Source organism: Bradyrhizobium sp. NAS96.2, assembly GCF_001908235.1.
Classification (GTDB): domain Bacteria; phylum Pseudomonadota; class Alphaproteobacteria; order Rhizobiales; family Xanthobacteraceae; genus Bradyrhizobium.
The window spans coordinates 41,798-57,442 of the sequence record NZ_LGHK01000077.1 but is presented as its reverse complement, the minus strand read 5'-3'; the positions used below and the strand labels follow the sequence as shown (position 1 = coordinate 57,442).

Genomic DNA, 15,645 nt, shown 5'->3' with positions numbered 1-15,645 from the left:
GATGACAGCCGTGAAGATGACAGCAGTGAAGACTCGGGGAATCTCGATCCTGCTGGTGGACGATCATCCGGTCGTCCGCCAGGGCTATCGGCGCGTGCTCGAGCATCAGGACGATTTCAGCGTGGTCGCCGAAGCCGACAACGCCGCCAACGCCTACCGGGCCTTCAAGTCGCACGGGCCAGATGTGGTGGTGATGGACATCTCGATGCCGGGTGCCAGCGGGCTGGAGGCGATCCGCAACATCCGCGCGCGCGATCCCGACGCCCGCATCCTGGTCTTCAGCATGCACAGCGAGGCCGGCCAGGTGAAGGCGGCGTTCGGCGCCGGCGCCTCCGGCTTCGTCACCAAGGGCAGCGAGCCGGCAGAGCTGATCGCGGCGATCCGCTCGGTGGCGCGCGGCGAGCATGCGATGAGCGACGACGTCGCGCGGGTGCTCGCGCTGGAGAGCCTGGTGCCGACCCAATCGGCGCTCGACCAGCTCGGCGAGCGGGAGATCGAAATCCTCCGGCAGTTCGCTGCCGGCAGCACCAAGGAGCAGATCGCAGCCAACCTCAACCTCAGCACCAAGACCGTGCAGAACTACCACTACCTGATCAAGGCCAAGACCGGCATGCGGACCGACGCCCAGTTGGTCCGCCTGGCCGTCGAATGCGGCCTGGCGAACCTGTAGGCGCCGCCTTCCCAGCCGCGTAGCCCGGGTGAGCGGAGCGACACCGGGACCGGTCGCAAGACCCCGGATATTGGCTTGCTCATCCGGCTCCGGACCGCCGATTTCACCCGGTTTTCCCTGCCAAATGCCCCGAATGGGTGGCTTCGCCCGGCCTGATTTGCTAAAGCGCAGCGTAAAAACAAATTGGCCGGAGCGCGTTTTGCGCGCCCCGCCCCGCTCGATTCGGAGTTCTCGATGATCCCCCGTTATACCCGCCCGGAAATGGCCTCCATCTGGGAGCCGCAGACGCGTTTCAAGATCTGGTTCGAGATCGAGGCGCATGCCGCCGACGCGCTGGCCGAGCTCGGCGTGATCCCCAAGGAAGCCGCCAGGACGATCTGGGCCAAGGGCAAGGATGCCACCTTCGACGTCGCGCGGATCGACGAAATCGAGCGTGAGACCAAGCACGACGTCATCGCCTTCCTGACCCATCTCGCCGAGATCGTCGGCCCCGAGGCGCGCTTCGTGCACCAGGGCATGACCTCCTCCGACGTGCTCGACACCTGCCTCAACGTCCAGCTCAAGCGCGCCGCCGACCTCCTGATCGCCGATCTCGACCGGGTGCTGGCGGCGCTGAAGACCCGCGCCTTCGAGCACAAGATGACGCCGACCATCGGCCGCTCGCACGGCATCCATGCCGAGCCGGTCACCTTCGGGCTCAAGCTCGCCTATGCCCATGCCGAATTCGCCCGTGCCCGCGCCCGCCTGGTCGCCGCGCGCGACGAGATTTCGACTTGCGCGATTTCGGGCGCGGTCGGCACCTTCGCGCAGATCGATCCGCGGGTCGAAGAGCACGTCGCGAAAGCGATGGGCCTGCGGCCGGAGCCGGTCTCGACCCAGGTGATCCCGCGCGACCGCCACGCGATGTATTTTGCCACGCTCGGCGTGATCGCCGCCTCGGTCGAACGGCTCGCGGTCGAGGTGCGCCATCTGCAGCGCACCGAAGTGCTGGAAGCGGAGGAATTCTTCTCCGAGGGCCAGAAGGGCTCGTCGGCGATGCCGCACAAGCGCAACCCGGTGCTGTCGGAAAACCTCTCCGGCCTGTCGCGCATGGTGCGCGCTTATGTGACGCCGGCGTTGGAGAACGTCGCGCTCTGGCACGAGCGCGATATCTCGCACTCCTCGGCCGAGCGTATGATGGGCCCTGATGCCACCGTCACGCTCGACTTCGCGCTGGTCCGGCTCGCCGGCTTGATCGAGAAGCTTTTGGTCTATCCGCAGAACATGCAGAAGAACCTCGACCGGCTCGGCGGCCTGGTGCATTCGCAGCGCGTGCTGATCGCGCTGACCCAGAAGGGCGCCAGCCGCGAGGACGCCTACAAATTCGTGCAGCGCAACGCGATGCCGGTCTGGCGCGGCGAAGGCGACTTCCAGACGCTGCTGAAGAACGACCCCGACGTGAAGAAGTACATGAGCGATGCCGAGATCGAGGAGAAGTTCGACCTCGGCTATCACCTCAAGCATGTCGACACGATCTTCAAGCGGGTGTTCGGGGAGGCCTGAGGGAGGCCGCCATTCCCGCGTGACATCGCGGCGGGTTACGCTACGCTGACCCGCCTTACAAAGCTCACAAGAAACGGACGCTCCCCATGCCCATCGTCAATCGCGTTGCCGCCCTCTCGGATGAAATGGCCGCCTGGCGCCATGACTTCCACGAGAACCCCGAATTGCTCTACGAGGTCCACCGCACCGCCGGCATCGTCGCCGACAGACTGCGCGAGTTCGGTTGCGACGAGGTGGTGACGGGGATCGGGCGCACCGGCGTGGTCGGCGTGATCCGCGGCCGCAAGAACGGCTCGGGAAAGACCATCGGGCTGCGCGCCGACATGGACGCGCTGCCGATCGTGGAGGCGGCCGACGTGCCCTACGCCTCGAAGATTCCCGGCAAGATGCACGCCTGCGGCCATGACGGCCACACCGCGATGCTGCTGGGCGCCGCGAAATACCTCACCGAGACGCGCAATTTCGACGGCACCGCGGTCGTGATCTTCCAGCCCGCCGAGGAAGGCGGCGCCGGCGGCAAGGCGATGGTCGACGACGGGCTGATGACCCGCTGGGGCATCCAGGAGGTCTATGGCCTGCACAACATGCCGGGCCTGCCCGAAGGCTATTTCGCGACCACGCCGGGCCCGATGCTGGCCTCGTCGGACACCTTGAAGATCGTCGTGCGCGGCAAGGGCGGCCACGCCGGCGCCGCGCCGCACGAGGCGGTCGACAGCGTGCTGATCGGCGCCCAGATCATCAATGCGCTGCAATCGATCGTGTCGCGCAATCTCGACCCGCTCAAATCGGCTGTCATTTCGATCACGATGTTCGAGGCCGGCAGCGCGTTCAACGTGATCCCGGAGACCGTCACGCTGGGCGGCACTGTGCGCACGCTGGACCCTGGCGTGCGCGACATGGTCGAGCGCCGGATCGGCGAGGTCGCTTCCAACATCGCCAAAGCCTATGGCGGCTCGGCCGAGACGGATTATGGACGCATGTATCCGGTGACGCTGAACCATGCGCATCAGGCCGGCATCGCCGCCGAGATCGCCCGCGACGTGGTCGGCGCCGACCGCGTCAACGACAATCTGGTGCCTGTGATGGGCGCCGAGGATTTTGCGTTCATGCTGGAGGCGCGCCCCGGCGCCTTCGTCTTCCTCGGCATGGGCGACGGGCCAATGTGCCACCACCCCGCCTACAAGTTCAACGACAACATCCTCGGCCACGGCGCGTCCTACTGGGTGCGCCTGGTCGAGAAGCAGATGCCGGCGGGCTGAGGCGTCGTCCGTTCAATCGCAAAGCGTCAGGCCGCGACCATGTCGCGGCCTTTATGCATGTCATGCACGCGGCTGCTGTTGCGTGACGCAGTGAATGCCGCGCTGTCGCGGGTCCACACATCATCGAACGGCTGGACGACGAGGGTGACCCGGGGCCCGCACAGCCGCGCGGCGACCTCGTAGTCCTCCTTATGCACCAGCATGTTCACGGGCTCATCATGAGCCGCGGTCGCCTGCGCAATCAGCGCAAGGTTTTGCCTGACCACCGGAAGCAGGTGCGGCTTGCGCCAAAGTTTCGTGTCGTGGGCGAACGCCATCCAGGTGGCCGCATGCGGTGCGCTCTCGTCCGGCATCCGCCAACGGCCGTCAGCATCCCGTGCGGAAGCGTTTACGCGGGCTACCTGACCTGGTCGGCGGTATGAGCGCCGATCATCCGCGCGGCGACGCGGTCGCGCTTGACAAAATGATGGAAGGCGACCGCGGCGAGATGCAGCACGATCAGCGCCAGTAGCACATAGGCGAAGAAGATGTGACGGCCTTCATAGGCATCCGCCGCCGCCTTGTCCGGCGAGGTGATCTGGGGCACGCGGAACAGGCCGAAGAAGCTCGAATAGTCCTGCGCGCGGGAGCCGGAATGCGCCCAGCCCAGCATTGCGACCAGGATGGTGACCGCATAGAGCGCGCCGTGGTTGATCCGGGCGGCGATCCTTTGCCAGCTGGGCATATCGGCCGGCAGTGCCGGCGTCGGATTGACCCCGCGCCAGACCAGCCTGAGCACCGTGAGCAGCAGCACCAGATAGCCGATGTCGGCGTGGATCGACCGATAGAAGAACTTGTCCGCCCGCGCCGGGATGTGGTTCATCCACCAGCCATAGGCCAGCATGCCGATGATGGCGATGCCGAGCACCCAGTGGAACGCCCGGGCGAGCGAACCCCAGCTCACGGTGGTATTGCGGATCATGGTCGAATGGCCCCGTCAGGATTTCGCACGTCGCGGCAATAGTTTGCCGTGATACTTGCAGGGATCGGTCAAGGCCATATGAAATTCCCGCCTTCACTGCCTTTTGTCGGCCCCAAAGGCCGGGCAGGCAAAGACAACTGAATGGTAACCCTGCTTCGGATAGACTTTTCACCGTGTCCACTCCCCCGACCATCCTTGTGTTCGATTCCGGCCTCGGCGGCCTCACCGTGCTGCGCGAGATCGTCCGCGCCCGGTCCGACGCGCACTTTGTCTATGTCGCCGACGATGCGTACTTCCCCTATGGCCACCACACCGAGGACGAGATCATCGCCCGCGTGGTGCCGTTGGTCGGCGAGCTGATCGAGGCGCACGCGCCCGATCTGGTCGTGATTGCCTGCAACACGGCATCCACCCTGGTCATGTCGCATCTGCGCGACGCATATCCTTTGCCCTTCGTCGGCACGGTGCCGGCGATCAAGCCGGCCTGCGCCTCGTCGAAGACCCGGCGCGTCTCGGTGCTGGGCACCAGGGGCACCGTGAAGCGCGAATATACCCGCAAGCTGATTTCGGATTTCGCGCAAGGCTGCGAGGTGACGCTGGTCGGCTCCGGCGAACTCGCCTCGCTGGCCGAAGCCGCCCTCAGCGGCCAGACGGTGCGCGACGAGGACATCGCGGCCGAGCTCGCGCCCTGCTTCGTCGGCACTGGCGCTGGCGACCCGGCCCGCACCGATACGGTCGTGCTGGCCTGCACGCATTATCCGCTGCTGCTGGAACGGCTGAGGCGGCTCGCGCCCTGGGCGGTCGACTGGATCGATCCGGCGCCGGCGATCGCCCGCCGCGTCGCCTACCTGCTCGGCCCGGTAGGCACCGCGAGCGATACGGCCGGCGCCGAGATGATCTTCACCTCGAAGCGCCCGCACACCCTGAGCGCGGCGCTGACGCCATTCTTCGGCGGCCGCGTCCCGGCCTGATCCTTTCCGCCGTCACAGCGCGCTGCTAGTTTGCCCTCGCCTCACCGAGGGAGCACCGCATTTGACCTCAGCACCGCTGACGCCGCTCAACCGCCTGCGCAAGGCGTGGCGCGACAAGCACCCGACCTTCGGCGCGATCGCGACCATCCCGAGCATCCAGACCGTGCAGATCATGGCGCAGTCGCTGGACTGGATCATCGTCGATCTCGAGCACGGCCCGATCGATCTCGGCACCGCGCATGCGATGATCGTGGCGACCTCAGGGACGCCATGCGTGCCGATGGTGCGGATCGCCGCCAATGAGCCGCACCTCGCCAAGGCGCCGATGGATATCGGCGCGCTCGGCATCAACTTCCCGATGATCTGCAACCGCGACGACGCCGCAAAAGCCGTGCGCAGCGTACGCTATCCGCCAAAAGGCGATCGGCTCTGGGGCCCGTTCCATGCGCCGTTCCGCTGGGGCGTCTCGATGAACGACTACATGGCGACCGCCGACGACGACATGATCTGCATGATCACGATCGAGCATGTCGAAGCCGTCAACCGCATCGACGAGATCATGGCAACGCCCGGCATCGACCTCGCGGTGATCGGCCCCGGCGATCTCGCCACCTCGATCAACAAGCGCGGCCTGCCCGACGATCCCGAAGTGGTCGCACTGATGCAGCGCGCCGAGGAAGGCATCCTGAAGAGCGGCGTGCCGATCGGCGGCGTCGCGCGCACCGCCGAGCAGGCCAATGCGATGATCGACCGCGGCTACCTCGCGCTCGCGCTCGGCTTCGACTGGTCGCTGTTCCAGCGCGGCATCGCAGCTGCGTTTGCGGGGATCAAGCGGTAGGCGTGTCGCGTGCTCGCGCCGGCGAACAAGTTCCAGTGATGTCACGGAGGAACCGCAGCACAACTCGGCGTGCTGCGATCAGCTGAACGCCGAGCGCTGCAATTTCCTGAACAGCTTGTCAGCCCTCTGTAAGCTCGGCCGCGGATAATTCCACGACGGCCAAGCGTTATTGGATGAACGGACTAATCCCAATGTCGAAAGCATACATCACACAGCGCCCGCTTTTCGCCGCGATTCCACGCTGCTAGAGTTTCGCGGGTTGGGAGGATATTGCATGTTCAGGAAATTGCTGCTTGGTCTCACCGTGATTGCGTTTGCCGGCGCCGGCGCTGCCTTTGTCGGTGCTGGCGCTGCCTTGGCGCAGCAGAGCGGCATCAAGCGAACGCCACTGCAAAAGGTCGATTTTCCGGCGGGCTACAACACAGTCACCGCGATTGCCGAGGTTCCGGCGGGGGGTGCGTCGGGGCGTCACAGCCATCCCGGTGCTGAAACCGGCTATGTGCTCGAAGGCGAGTTGGAGCTTGTGATCGACGGCAAGCCGCCGCTGAAGCTGAAGGCGGGCGATTCCTACCAGATTCCGGAAGGCGCGGTGCACGACGCCAAGACTTCCGGCGACAAGCCGCTCAAGGTGCTCGGCGTCTACGTGGTCAAGGCCGGCGAGCCCTTGGCGAAACCAGCGCCGTGAACCCGAACCGATTGGTCTCCGACCAATCGGTTCATGTCAGCTTCAGGTGCGGCGAGCGACAATTTGAGTTCGCCGGGCCTTTGATGTTTTGCCTGTTTGCAAGGATTTGAACCGGACAGATGCGCGGTAAGTTTCGTCGGATTTCATTGCCGCGCCGTCTCGTTGCCGATCTGATGTACGCATCGGCCGGCGTGCCGTTCGTCTCCCTGACGCGCTCGCTGAACGTTCGTGCGGTGGTCGAGGCCCGCGCACGCGCGGCACAGGCACCGGGCTGGGCCGCCATCTTCGTCAAGGCATTCGCGCTGGTCGCCAAGACCGAGCCGACCTTGCGCACGCTGCACGTCAAATTGCCGTGGCCCTGCCTCTACGTGTTGCCGCGCAGCGTCGGCATGGTGGCCATTGCGCGCGTTGAGAAGGGTGAGGACTGCGTGCTGTTCGAGCGCGTCTGCGCCGCCGACGAGATGGCGCTGAGCGATGTCGATGCGCTGATCCGGCGCGCCAAGACCGCGCCGCTGCACGAGATCCCCTCGTTCCGCAAAACCCTCTGTGTGACGCGCCTGCCGCTTCCGCTGCGCCGCCTCGCCTGGGCGATCGGGCTGAATTTCGGCCGGCAGCGCGCCAATTTCTGCGGCAGCTTCGGCGTGACCTCGGTCGCGGCCTATGGCCCCGGCGAGTTGCACGCGCTGAGCCCGGGGCCCTTCCTGCTGAGCTATGGCGTGATCAAGCCGGACCAAACCGTCGATGTGGTGCTGCGCTGGGACCATCTGGTCTGCGACGCCGCCCTGATCGCGGAGACCCTGACCCGGCTTGAGCACGTGCTGGGCGGCGAAATCGCCGCGGAATTGGGCACGATCCGGCCGCACGCCGACGCCCGGCCGGTCCGCGCGGCCGGAAACCGGCCTTGAGGGCTGAAACCGGCCAATTTTGACGCCGATTCGGCCCAAAACGCCCTCCGTTTCGTTTGACAGGACCGGACTTTCTCCTTAAGACCACCCTTGCTCGCGGGCCGGTTTCGGCCCGCGAAGCGTTTCGCGACCCGTGGTTCTCCCCGAGCTTTCGAGGCGAACCTGTCGGTACGGGCCTTCTGGCCGGTACACAGGAGGGCGCGTCTCCTCAAACCCTAGATTGACAAAACGCCGGCCGCTTGATGCGACGGCTATGCAAAGAGGACGCGATGACAAAGCGCAGTGAGGCGAAGTACAAGATCGATCGCCGCATGGGCCAGAATATCTGGGGCCGCCCGAAGAGCCCCGTGAACCGCCGCGAATACGGCCCCGGCCAGCACGGCCAGCGCCGCAAGGGCAAGCTCTCCGACTTCGGCGTGCAGCTCCGCGCCAAGCAGAAGCTCAAGGGCTACTACGCCAACATTTCCGAGCGCCAGTTCCACGGCATCTATGTCGAAGCCAGCCGCCTCAAGGGCGACACCGGCGAGAACCTGATCGGCCTGCTCGAGCGCCGTCTCGACACCGTGGTGTATCGCGCCAAGTTCGTCTCCACGATGTTCGCCGCGCGCCAGTTCATCAACCACGGCCACGTCAAGGTGAACGGCCGCAAGGTCAACATCGGCAGCTACAAGCTGAAGGTCGGCGACGTCGTCGAGGTCAAGGAATCCTCCAAGCAGCTCACCCCGGTGCTGGAAGCGAGCCAGCTGCCCGAGCGTGACGTGCCCGACTTCATCGAAGTCGATCACTCCAAGATGACCGCGAAGTACGCGCGCACCCCCGGCCTCTCGGACGTGCCGTTCCCGGTGCAGATGGAGCCGCACCTGATCGTCGAATTCTATTCGCGCTGATCAGTTCAGCATTGCGAGTTCGGAAAGGCCCCGGTTTTGCCGGGGCCTTTTTGTTTGGCTACGAGACGACTATTATGTGCAGGACTTGGCAGCGAAGAGGTTCTTGCCGATGACCCGGTTACTCGAACAAGCGTTCGATACGGTTTCAAATTTGCCCGACACGGAGCAGGACGAGCTCGCGCGCATCGTGCTGCAGCTTGCTGGAGTCGACCAGCCGCCGCTCCAGCTCACGCCGGAAGAAGACGCCGACCTGGCTGAAGCCGACGCCGAGATCGCGCGTGGCGAGTTGGCAACGGACGAGGAAGTTCGCGCGATGTGGAGCAAGCACGGGCTGTGAACGTCCGCTATACGCGACGCGCCCTTGTTCAGATCGATCAAGCGCTCTCCTATGTTGAAGCACGATCGCCTCAAGGCGCGGTCCACGTTCGAGACCGCATCCTGACCCTTGTCACGCTACTGCAAGAGCAGCCCCGCGCAGGGCGTACGACGAGCCGTCCAGGTGTCCGGCGGCTTTCAGTCACGCCATACCCCTACCTGATCGACTACCGCGTAACGCCGACCGAAATTATCATAATGCGGTTTCGTCACGCGGCCCGGAGGCCCATACGCTAGCGGCGAAATCGCACCCCAGCGCCCAGCGATGAGGAAAGCCATGCACTACACCCCTGCCCGCCCCGATCCGAAGGCGCCCGCCGTCCGCATCAACTTGCTGTCGGACACCCAGACGAAACCGACGCCGGCGATGCGCGAGGCGATGGCGAAGGCGGAGGTCGGCGACGAGCAGGTCGGCGACGATCCGACCACCAACGAGCTTTGCGGGCGCGTCGCCGATCTGCTCGGCAAGGAAGCCGCCGTGTTCATGCCGTCGGGCACGATGTGCAACGTCGCGGCGACGCTCGCCTATTGCCGGCCCGGCGACGAGATCCTGGCGCATGCCACCGCGCATATCATCGCGCGCGAGGGCGGCGCGCATGCCGCGCTCGGCGGCTTCCAGATCACCCAGCTTCCGGGCGATGACGGCCAGTTCACGCCGGACACCTTCCGCGCCGCGCTGCATCCGCGCACCCGCTATCAGCCGCCGCAGGTGCTGGTCAGCGTCGAGCAGACCGCCAATATCGGCGGCGGCACGATCTGGAAGAAGGCCGCGCTGGATGAGGTTGTCAGCATCGCCAAGGCCCACGGGCTGGCGACCCATATGGACGGCGCGCGGCTCCTGAACGCGACCGTCGCATCCGGCATCTCGCCGCGCGACATGACGGCGGGCTGGGATTCGGCCTGGATCGATTTCTCCAAGGGCCTCGGCGCGCCGATCGGCGGCGCCATCGCCGGCACCCGCGCCTTCATCGACGACGTCTGGCGCTGGAAGCAGCGGCTCGGCGGCTCGATGCGGCAATCCGGCGTCTGCGCCGCCGCCTGCATCCACGCGCTCGATCACCATGTCGACCGCCTCGCCGATGACCACGCCAATGCGCGGGCGCTGGCGCGCGGGCTGTCGCAGATCAACGGCATCGCGGTGCAGACGCCCGAGACCAACCTCGTCTTCTTCAAGCCCGACGGCGCCGGCGTCTCGGGCGACAAGATGGTCGCCGAGCTGCGCAAGCGCGGCGTGACGCTCGCGATGATGGACGGCCGGATCAGGGCCTGCACGCATCTCGATGTGTCAGCAGCAATGATCGAGGAAACGATCGGACACGTCAGGGACATCGTGCGCGCGGCGTAACTCCCGCAGCCCGGATGGAGCTCCACGAAATCCGGGCTGCCAAACTACGGCAGCCGCTTTCCGACGTAGTCAGTTCCTTCCTGGTGAAGCCTCACTTGCATTGCCGCGTTCTGGTCGTCCGTGTCGAATGACAGCACGGCAACGACGATTTTGAAAAAGAACTCGTGATCGCTGGTGGCGAAGATTTCGCGCCGCTCCTGCCCTGTCGCCTCGCTGAACAGGCGATTGCCCTCCCTTGTGACGCGGATCGAAAATTCCGGCGAGAACCGATAGGTTCCGACCAGACGGTCCAGCGTCTGCGGGCTCACCGCAATGAACTTCCCGACCTTGGCCTGGCGATCTGGCCAGCCGTACTCGGCCGCGATGCTGCGCAGGATCTCGTCGACGAGGATCCGACCGCCCCAGCTGTTGGTCATGACAACGGCACCATCGCCGTTCTCGAAAATGACCATGGTGTCGATGAAGCCCTCGTTCACCCCGTTGTGCCAGAATTGCCGGTTGGGCGCCGAGCCGCGAACCAGCCAGCCCAGCCCGCGTCGTCCGATCCCGGGGGGTAGCCCGTCGGCGCTGCCGAGAACCGGCGAGAACATCTCGGCCGTCATCGATTGCGACAGAACGGGATTGCTCCGACCTGCCAACGAATCCAGCACACCGAGCAAGAGACGGGCGAGATCGGTCGGCGTCGTCCATAATCCCGCGGCGGCCAGCTCGGGATAGACATGCGGGCCGCCAGGCACCGGTGCGCCGTCCGACCGGTACGGTGTGGCGGCCATCGTCAAACGATCCGCAGGCAATGGCTGTGCGAAGCTGGAATGCGTCATCCCGAAAGGCTTGAGGACGACGTCGTCGAGCAGCGCAGGAAACGGCCGCCCCGTCACGTCGACGAGCAGTTGCTGAACGATCGTATAGCCGCCGCCGGAATAGCGGTCCTGCTTGCCGGGTTCGTGCTCGACCCGGACAGGCGCGCTGTTCGCAGGCGGCGTGCCGTCGAGAATCTGGAGAAGAGAGGGGACCGGCTGGCCGGCCTGATAGCCCGGGTAGAAGGACACGTTGGTCCCGGCCGTATGGCTCAGCAACCGTCGAACTGTCACCCGGGACAGGGAATACGGATAGTTCGGAATCTTCCAGCTCTTGAGCGAAGCGTTGACGTCCGCATCGAGATCGAGCTTGCCGGCCTGGGCCAGCGCCAGAGCGGCAATGGCGGTTACCGGCTTGCTGATCGAGGCCGCCTGGAACAGCGTTTCCGGCACCACGGGCGGACCGCCGATGGCGACCGAGCCAAAGCCGCGCGCCCATTCGATGGCGCCGCCATGAATCACCGCGATGCTGACACCGGGAACGTGCAGTTCGTTCATGCGATCGGCAAGCGTCATTGGCGCATCGCCGTCGACGACAATCGCCGTCCTCAGGCCGTTCAGGACGCGGTCGATCCGCTGCATGACGTCGGCATCACCGAGGCTGCGAGGTTCTTCGGCCAGAACAGGCCGGCACGCAGTCATGGCGGCAGCAATCATGGCGGCAGATGTGACGGCCGCCAGGATGAGCTTGCGGAGAGTGAACGTCATCGCCTGCATGACCACCTCCCCGCGCCACCGCTACCGCCCCATCGCCTGGTAGATCAGCGTTTTCAGTTCCTGCTGGATCCGGCCGCGCTGCGACGGCGTCTGCACCATGAAGATCCCGAACAGATCGTCGGCGGGATCGATGAAGAAGAACGTGCCCCCGACACCGTCCCAACGATACTCGCCCAATGGCCAATCCGTGTTCTCCGGCACCGAGGTGCGCACGGCAAAGCCGAGGCCGAAGCCGGAGTTCGGACCGGGGTAATAGTTCTTGTCGCGCACGACCCCGGTTTCAGGGCCGATATGGTCCTTCGCCATCAGCGCGATGGTTTCCGGCTTCAGATAGCGCTTCCCCTCATAGAGGCCGCCGTTCAGCAGCATCTGCGAGAAGCGCGCATAGTCGCCGATGGTGCCGACCATGCCGCCGCCGCCGGATTCCCATCGCAGCAGCTGGCGCGGGTCGCGGATGTCGGCAACCGGACTGATGATGCGATCCTTCGGCATCGGCTCGGCGATCAGCGGCCATTTCGCAGGATCGGTGACATAGAACGCCGTCTCGTTCATCCCGAGCGGGCCGAGCAGCCGCTCCTTCTCGACCTGAAACAGGGATTTCCCCGAGATCACCTCGATGATGCGGCCGAGCACGTCGGTGGAATGGCCGTAGTCCCATTGCGTGCCGGGTTGCTCGGCGAGTGGCAGCGCCGTGAGCCGCGCCACGAATTCGGCATTGTCGGGATCGTTATTGAACAGGCCCGCATTGGCGTAATCCTTTTTCACGATCCCCCCGCCATAATAACCGTAAGGCAACCCGGCGGTGTGGCGCATCAAGTCTTCGATGGTAATGGGACGCCTCAGCGGCTCCAGCATCATCGTCGGCTTGCCCTCGTCGCCGCGCTTCTCCACGCCGACCTTCATGCCGGCAAAGGCCGGGATGTATTTCGACACCGGATCGCTAAGCGCGAGCTTGCCTTCCTCCACCAGCATCATGGCGACGACCGTGGTGATCGGCTTCGACATCGAATAGAGGCGGAAGATGGTATCCGCACTCATCGAGAATTCGGTGGCGACGTCGCGAACCCCGAACTTCTGGAAGTAAACCGGTTTGCCGTGCTGCTGCAGCAGCAGGATCGCACCAGGAATCTTGCCGGTCGCGATCTCGTTCCTGACATAGTCGGAGACCTTGGCGAGGCCCTCCGGAGAGAATCTGTGCGCGGCCGACCCCGGGGAGCCGGCCTTCGCATCGGTTGCGACGAACGCGAGCACGAGTGCCGCGATTGCGCGGCACCCACGCATGTAAGAGCAGGATCCGATCGGATTGAATCGGATCATGCTCTCATTCCTTCTTTTTGACGCGTTCTCTTCACGCGAACCGGTGCCCACTTCGCTCGAGAACGCTCTAATTCTCCATGGCTTCATAGACGAGCTGCTTCAACGTCCGCTGGATGCGCTGACGCTCGGTCGGCGTCTGCTCCAGCAAGACGAAGAAGAAATCCTGCTTGCGGTCGATGACATAATAGCAGCCGCTGGCGCCATCCCATTTCAGCTCGCCGAGATCGCCGGGCGGCGGCGGCTTCGCCGTGCCCGGATCGGTGCGCACCGCAATCCCCAGCCCGAAACCGAAGCCATCTCCGGGGAAGTAGAAAAAATCGCGCTCGACGCCGGAGCCCGGCCCGACGCGGTCGGTCGTCAGCTCCTTGAACGTCTCGGGCTTCATGATGGTCTTGCCGTCGAGGGTGCCGCCATTGAGCAGCATTTGCGCGAAGCGCGAATAATCCGCCATGGTCGAGACCATGCCGCCTGAGGCGGACTCCCATTTCTTGACCTTGGTCGGATCGTTGACCCGGCCGACCCGGAAGTCGCTGTCGTTCGGCATCGGCTGGGCCATCAGCTTCTGCTTCTCGGGATCAGTGACGAAAAAGCCGGTGTCCTTCATCCCGAGCGGGCCGAGCAGCTTCTCCTGCTCGATGGTCGAGAGCTTCTCGCCGGTGGTCACCTCCATTACGCGCGCCAGGATGTCGGTGGAATGGCCGTATTGCCAGAGCGCGCCGGGCTGGTTGTGCAGCGGCAGCTTGGCGATCCGCTCGGCGAATTCGGCGAGATCGAAATCTCCGCCATAGATGTCGGCTGCCTTGTAGGCCTTGCGGACGAGGCTGTCGCCATAGAAGCCGTAGGTGATGCCCGATGTATGCGTCATCAGGTCGAGGATCGTGATCGGCCGCTTGGGCGGCACCAGCTCGAGCGTCTTGGTGCCGTCCTCGGCCTTCTTCTCGACGCCGACCTTCACATTGGCAAAGGACGGAATGTATTTCGAGACGGGATCGTCGAGCTTGTATTTCCCCTCCTCCAGCAGCTGCATCGACGCCACGGCGGTGATCGACTTGGACATCGAAGCCAGCCGGAAGATGGTCTTGTCCGTGATCGGCACCTTGCTGACCACGTCCTGCACGCCGAAGGCCTCGTGATAGACCGGCTTGCCGTGCTGCTGAATCAGGACGACGGCGCCGGGAATCTTCCCGGTCGCGACCTCGTTCTTGAAGAACTCGCTGATCTTGGCGAGCTTGTCGGGGTTGAAATGCGCACCCGCCGGAATCTCATAGGTGCCCTCGGTGTGCGAGAACGCCGGCGCCGCAAGCACCACCGCGACCGCGGCTGCGGCGCACGTCAAACGGAATGAATGCATTTGAACTATCCCTCCCCGGATATCACGGGGAAGTGTAGCGGCGGTATCATCTGGCACAAGGGCTACCGAGGGCGTCCAGCACCGCCTGATGAAGCTCGCCGCTTGGGGCCGAGAAGCAGCAGAAGATCACCTGCATGACACCGGGTGCGGATGGCAGGGCATCGACGACGGTTTTGACCGCGATCTTCGCGGCCCGGTCAGCCGGGAAGTGATAGACGCCGGTCGAGATGGCGGAAAATGCGATGGAAGCGAGCCGGTTGGCGTGGCACAGCTCGATGCCGCGGCGATAGCAGGACGAGAGCAGCGCATCCTCGTTCTGGGTACCGCCGTGCCAGATCGGGCCGACGGCATGGATGACGTGCTTGGCAGGGAGCTTGTAGCCTCTTGTGATCTTGGCATCACCCGTCTCGCAGCCATTGAGTGTCCGGCACTCCTCGAGCAATTCGGGTCCAGCGACGCGATGGATCGCGCCGTCGACACCGCCACCACCGAGCAGCGATGAATTGGCCGCGTTGACGATGGCGTCAACGCGCAGGGTCGTGATGTCAGTAACGATGACTTCGAGCCGCGCCTTGCCGATCTGGCGCGCCGTCAAGGTCAGGCAGCCACGTCGACCGGGATGCCCTTGTCGGTAAACAGCTGCTGCAATTCGCCGGCCTGGAACATCTCGCGGATGATGTCGCAACCGCCGACGAACTCGCCCTTCACATAGAGCTGCGGAATCGTCGGCCAGTTCGAATAGACCTTGATACCGTTACGCAGCTCGGCCGATTCCAGAACGTTGAGGCCTTTGTAGCCGACACCGATGTGGTCGAGGATCTGCACGACCTGACCGGAAAACCCGCACTGCGGGAATTGCGGCGTGCCCTTCATGAACAGCACGACGTCGTTCGACTTCACTTCGTTGTCGATGAATTGCTCGATGCTCATTTTCGCTTCCTTGCGTAGGCGGCGCTCTCAAGCCC

Annotated in this window: 18 protein-coding genes; 11 read left to right on the top strand and 7 right to left on the bottom strand. The window is 64.7% G+C overall.

All coding sequences use genetic code 11. The annotated features are described in order from the left end of the window. Positions 1 to 16: 16 nt before the first annotated feature. The 3 genes from AC628_RS18000 to AC628_RS17990 all read left to right on the top strand — a co-directional run bounded on the left by AC628_RS18000 (position 17) and on the right by AC628_RS17990 (position 3,471). Positions 17 to 670 carry a response regulator gene (locus AC628_RS18000; protein WP_074128145.1) on the top strand — a complete coding sequence of 218 codons (654 nt, stop codon included), beginning with the start codon at positions 17 to 19 and terminating at the stop codon, positions 668 to 670. A gap of 234 nt (positions 671 to 904) precedes the next feature. Continuing rightward, entirely contained in the window at positions 905 to 2,212 is a 1,308-nt protein-coding gene (gene purB, locus AC628_RS17995) for an adenylosuccinate lyase (protein WP_050423634.1), read from the top strand. An 86-nt stretch (positions 2,213 to 2,298) separates the two neighbouring features. After that, positions 2,299 to 3,471, top strand: coding sequence for a M20 aminoacylase family protein (locus tag AC628_RS17990; RefSeq protein WP_074128101.1), 1,173 nt, complete (start codon positions 2,299 to 2,301; stop codon positions 3,469 to 3,471). A 26-nt stretch (positions 3,472 to 3,497) separates the two neighbouring features. On the opposite strand, the gene AC628_RS17985 is transcribed toward AC628_RS17990, so the two are convergent. Continuing rightward, complete coding sequence (locus tag AC628_RS17985) at positions 3,498 to 3,824, bottom strand: agmatine deiminase family protein (protein ID WP_074128100.1); 327 nt, start codon at positions 3,822 to 3,824, stop codon at positions 3,498 to 3,500. Positions 3,825 to 3,868: 44 nt separating this feature from the next. Then, complete coding sequence (locus AC628_RS17980) at positions 3,869 to 4,432, bottom strand: cytochrome b (protein ID WP_074128099.1); 564 nt, start codon at positions 4,430 to 4,432, stop codon at positions 3,869 to 3,871. A 173-nt stretch (positions 4,433 to 4,605) separates the two neighbouring features. On the opposite strand from AC628_RS17980, the gene murI reads away from it, so the two are divergent. The 8 genes from murI to AC628_RS17940 all read left to right on the top strand — a co-directional run bounded on the left by murI (position 4,606) and on the right by AC628_RS17940 (position 10,438). After that, the gene (murI, locus tag AC628_RS17975) at positions 4,606 to 5,403 is read left to right on the top strand and encodes a glutamate racemase (RefSeq protein WP_074128098.1); all 798 of its coding nucleotides are present in this window, start codon (positions 4,606 to 4,608) and stop codon (positions 5,401 to 5,403) included. A gap of 61 nt (positions 5,404 to 5,464) precedes the next feature. Then, on the top strand, positions 5,465 to 6,241 hold the full coding sequence (locus tag AC628_RS17970; protein ID WP_074128097.1) for an HpcH/HpaI aldolase family protein: 777 nt from the start codon (positions 5,465 to 5,467) through the stop codon (positions 6,239 to 6,241). Positions 6,242 to 6,515: 274 nt separating this feature from the next. Beyond that, a complete protein-coding gene (locus AC628_RS17965; RefSeq protein WP_074128096.1) occupies positions 6,516 to 6,926 on the top strand; it encodes a cupin domain-containing protein in 411 nt (136 codons plus the stop codon). Positions 6,927 to 7,045: 119 nt separating this feature from the next. Next, a complete protein-coding gene (locus tag AC628_RS17960; RefSeq protein WP_074128095.1) occupies positions 7,046 to 7,831 on the top strand; it encodes an acyltransferase in 786 nt (261 codons plus the stop codon). A gap of 269 nt (positions 7,832 to 8,100) precedes the next feature. Next, positions 8,101 to 8,718 carry a 30S ribosomal protein S4 gene (gene rpsD, locus AC628_RS17955; RefSeq protein WP_024582597.1) on the top strand — a complete coding sequence of 206 codons (618 nt, stop codon included), beginning with the start codon at positions 8,101 to 8,103 and terminating at the stop codon, positions 8,716 to 8,718. A gap of 109 nt (positions 8,719 to 8,827) precedes the next feature. Beyond that, on the top strand, positions 8,828 to 9,055 hold the full coding sequence (locus AC628_RS17950) for a hypothetical protein (protein WP_074128144.1): 228 nt from the start codon (positions 8,828 to 8,830) through the stop codon (positions 9,053 to 9,055). Beyond that, positions 9,034 to 9,330, top strand: a complete 297-nt coding sequence (locus AC628_RS17945) for a type II toxin-antitoxin system RelE/ParE family toxin (RefSeq protein WP_074128094.1) — start codon at positions 9,034 to 9,036, stop codon at positions 9,328 to 9,330. Before AC628_RS17950 ends, AC628_RS17945 begins: the two co-directional genes overlap by 22 nt. A gap of 40 nt (positions 9,331 to 9,370) precedes the next feature. Continuing rightward, positions 9,371 to 10,438 (top strand): threonine aldolase family protein, encoded by a 1,068-nt coding sequence (locus tag AC628_RS17940; protein ID WP_074128093.1) that lies wholly within the window; start codon positions 9,371 to 9,373, stop codon positions 10,436 to 10,438. Positions 10,439 to 10,482: 44 nt separating this feature from the next. Here AC628_RS17940 and AC628_RS17935 read toward each other — a convergent pair whose 3' ends face one another. The 5 genes from AC628_RS17935 to grxD all read right to left on the bottom strand — a co-directional run bounded on the left by AC628_RS17935 (position 10,483) and on the right by grxD (position 15,610). Next, complete coding sequence (locus AC628_RS17935) at positions 10,483 to 12,012, bottom strand: serine hydrolase (RefSeq protein WP_143201667.1); 1,530 nt, start codon at positions 12,010 to 12,012, stop codon at positions 10,483 to 10,485. Between the two features lie 21 nt (positions 12,013 to 12,033). Then, on the bottom strand, positions 12,034 to 13,293 hold the full coding sequence (locus tag AC628_RS17930; protein ID WP_074128143.1) for a serine hydrolase domain-containing protein: 1,260 nt from the start codon (positions 13,291 to 13,293) through the stop codon (positions 12,034 to 12,036). 103 nt (positions 13,294 to 13,396) lie between these two features. Beyond that, a complete protein-coding gene (locus AC628_RS17925) occupies positions 13,397 to 14,680 on the bottom strand; it encodes a serine hydrolase domain-containing protein (protein ID WP_074128091.1) in 1,284 nt (427 codons plus the stop codon). 46 nt (positions 14,681 to 14,726) lie between these two features. After that, positions 14,727 to 15,281, bottom strand: a complete 555-nt coding sequence (locus AC628_RS17920) for an O-acetyl-ADP-ribose deacetylase (protein ID WP_074128142.1) — start codon at positions 15,279 to 15,281, stop codon at positions 14,727 to 14,729. Then, positions 15,278 to 15,610, bottom strand: coding sequence for a Grx4 family monothiol glutaredoxin (gene grxD / locus AC628_RS17915; RefSeq protein WP_074128090.1), 333 nt, complete (start codon positions 15,608 to 15,610; stop codon positions 15,278 to 15,280). Before grxD ends, AC628_RS17920 begins: the two co-directional genes overlap by 4 nt. Positions 15,611 to 15,645: the final 35 nt, after the last annotated feature.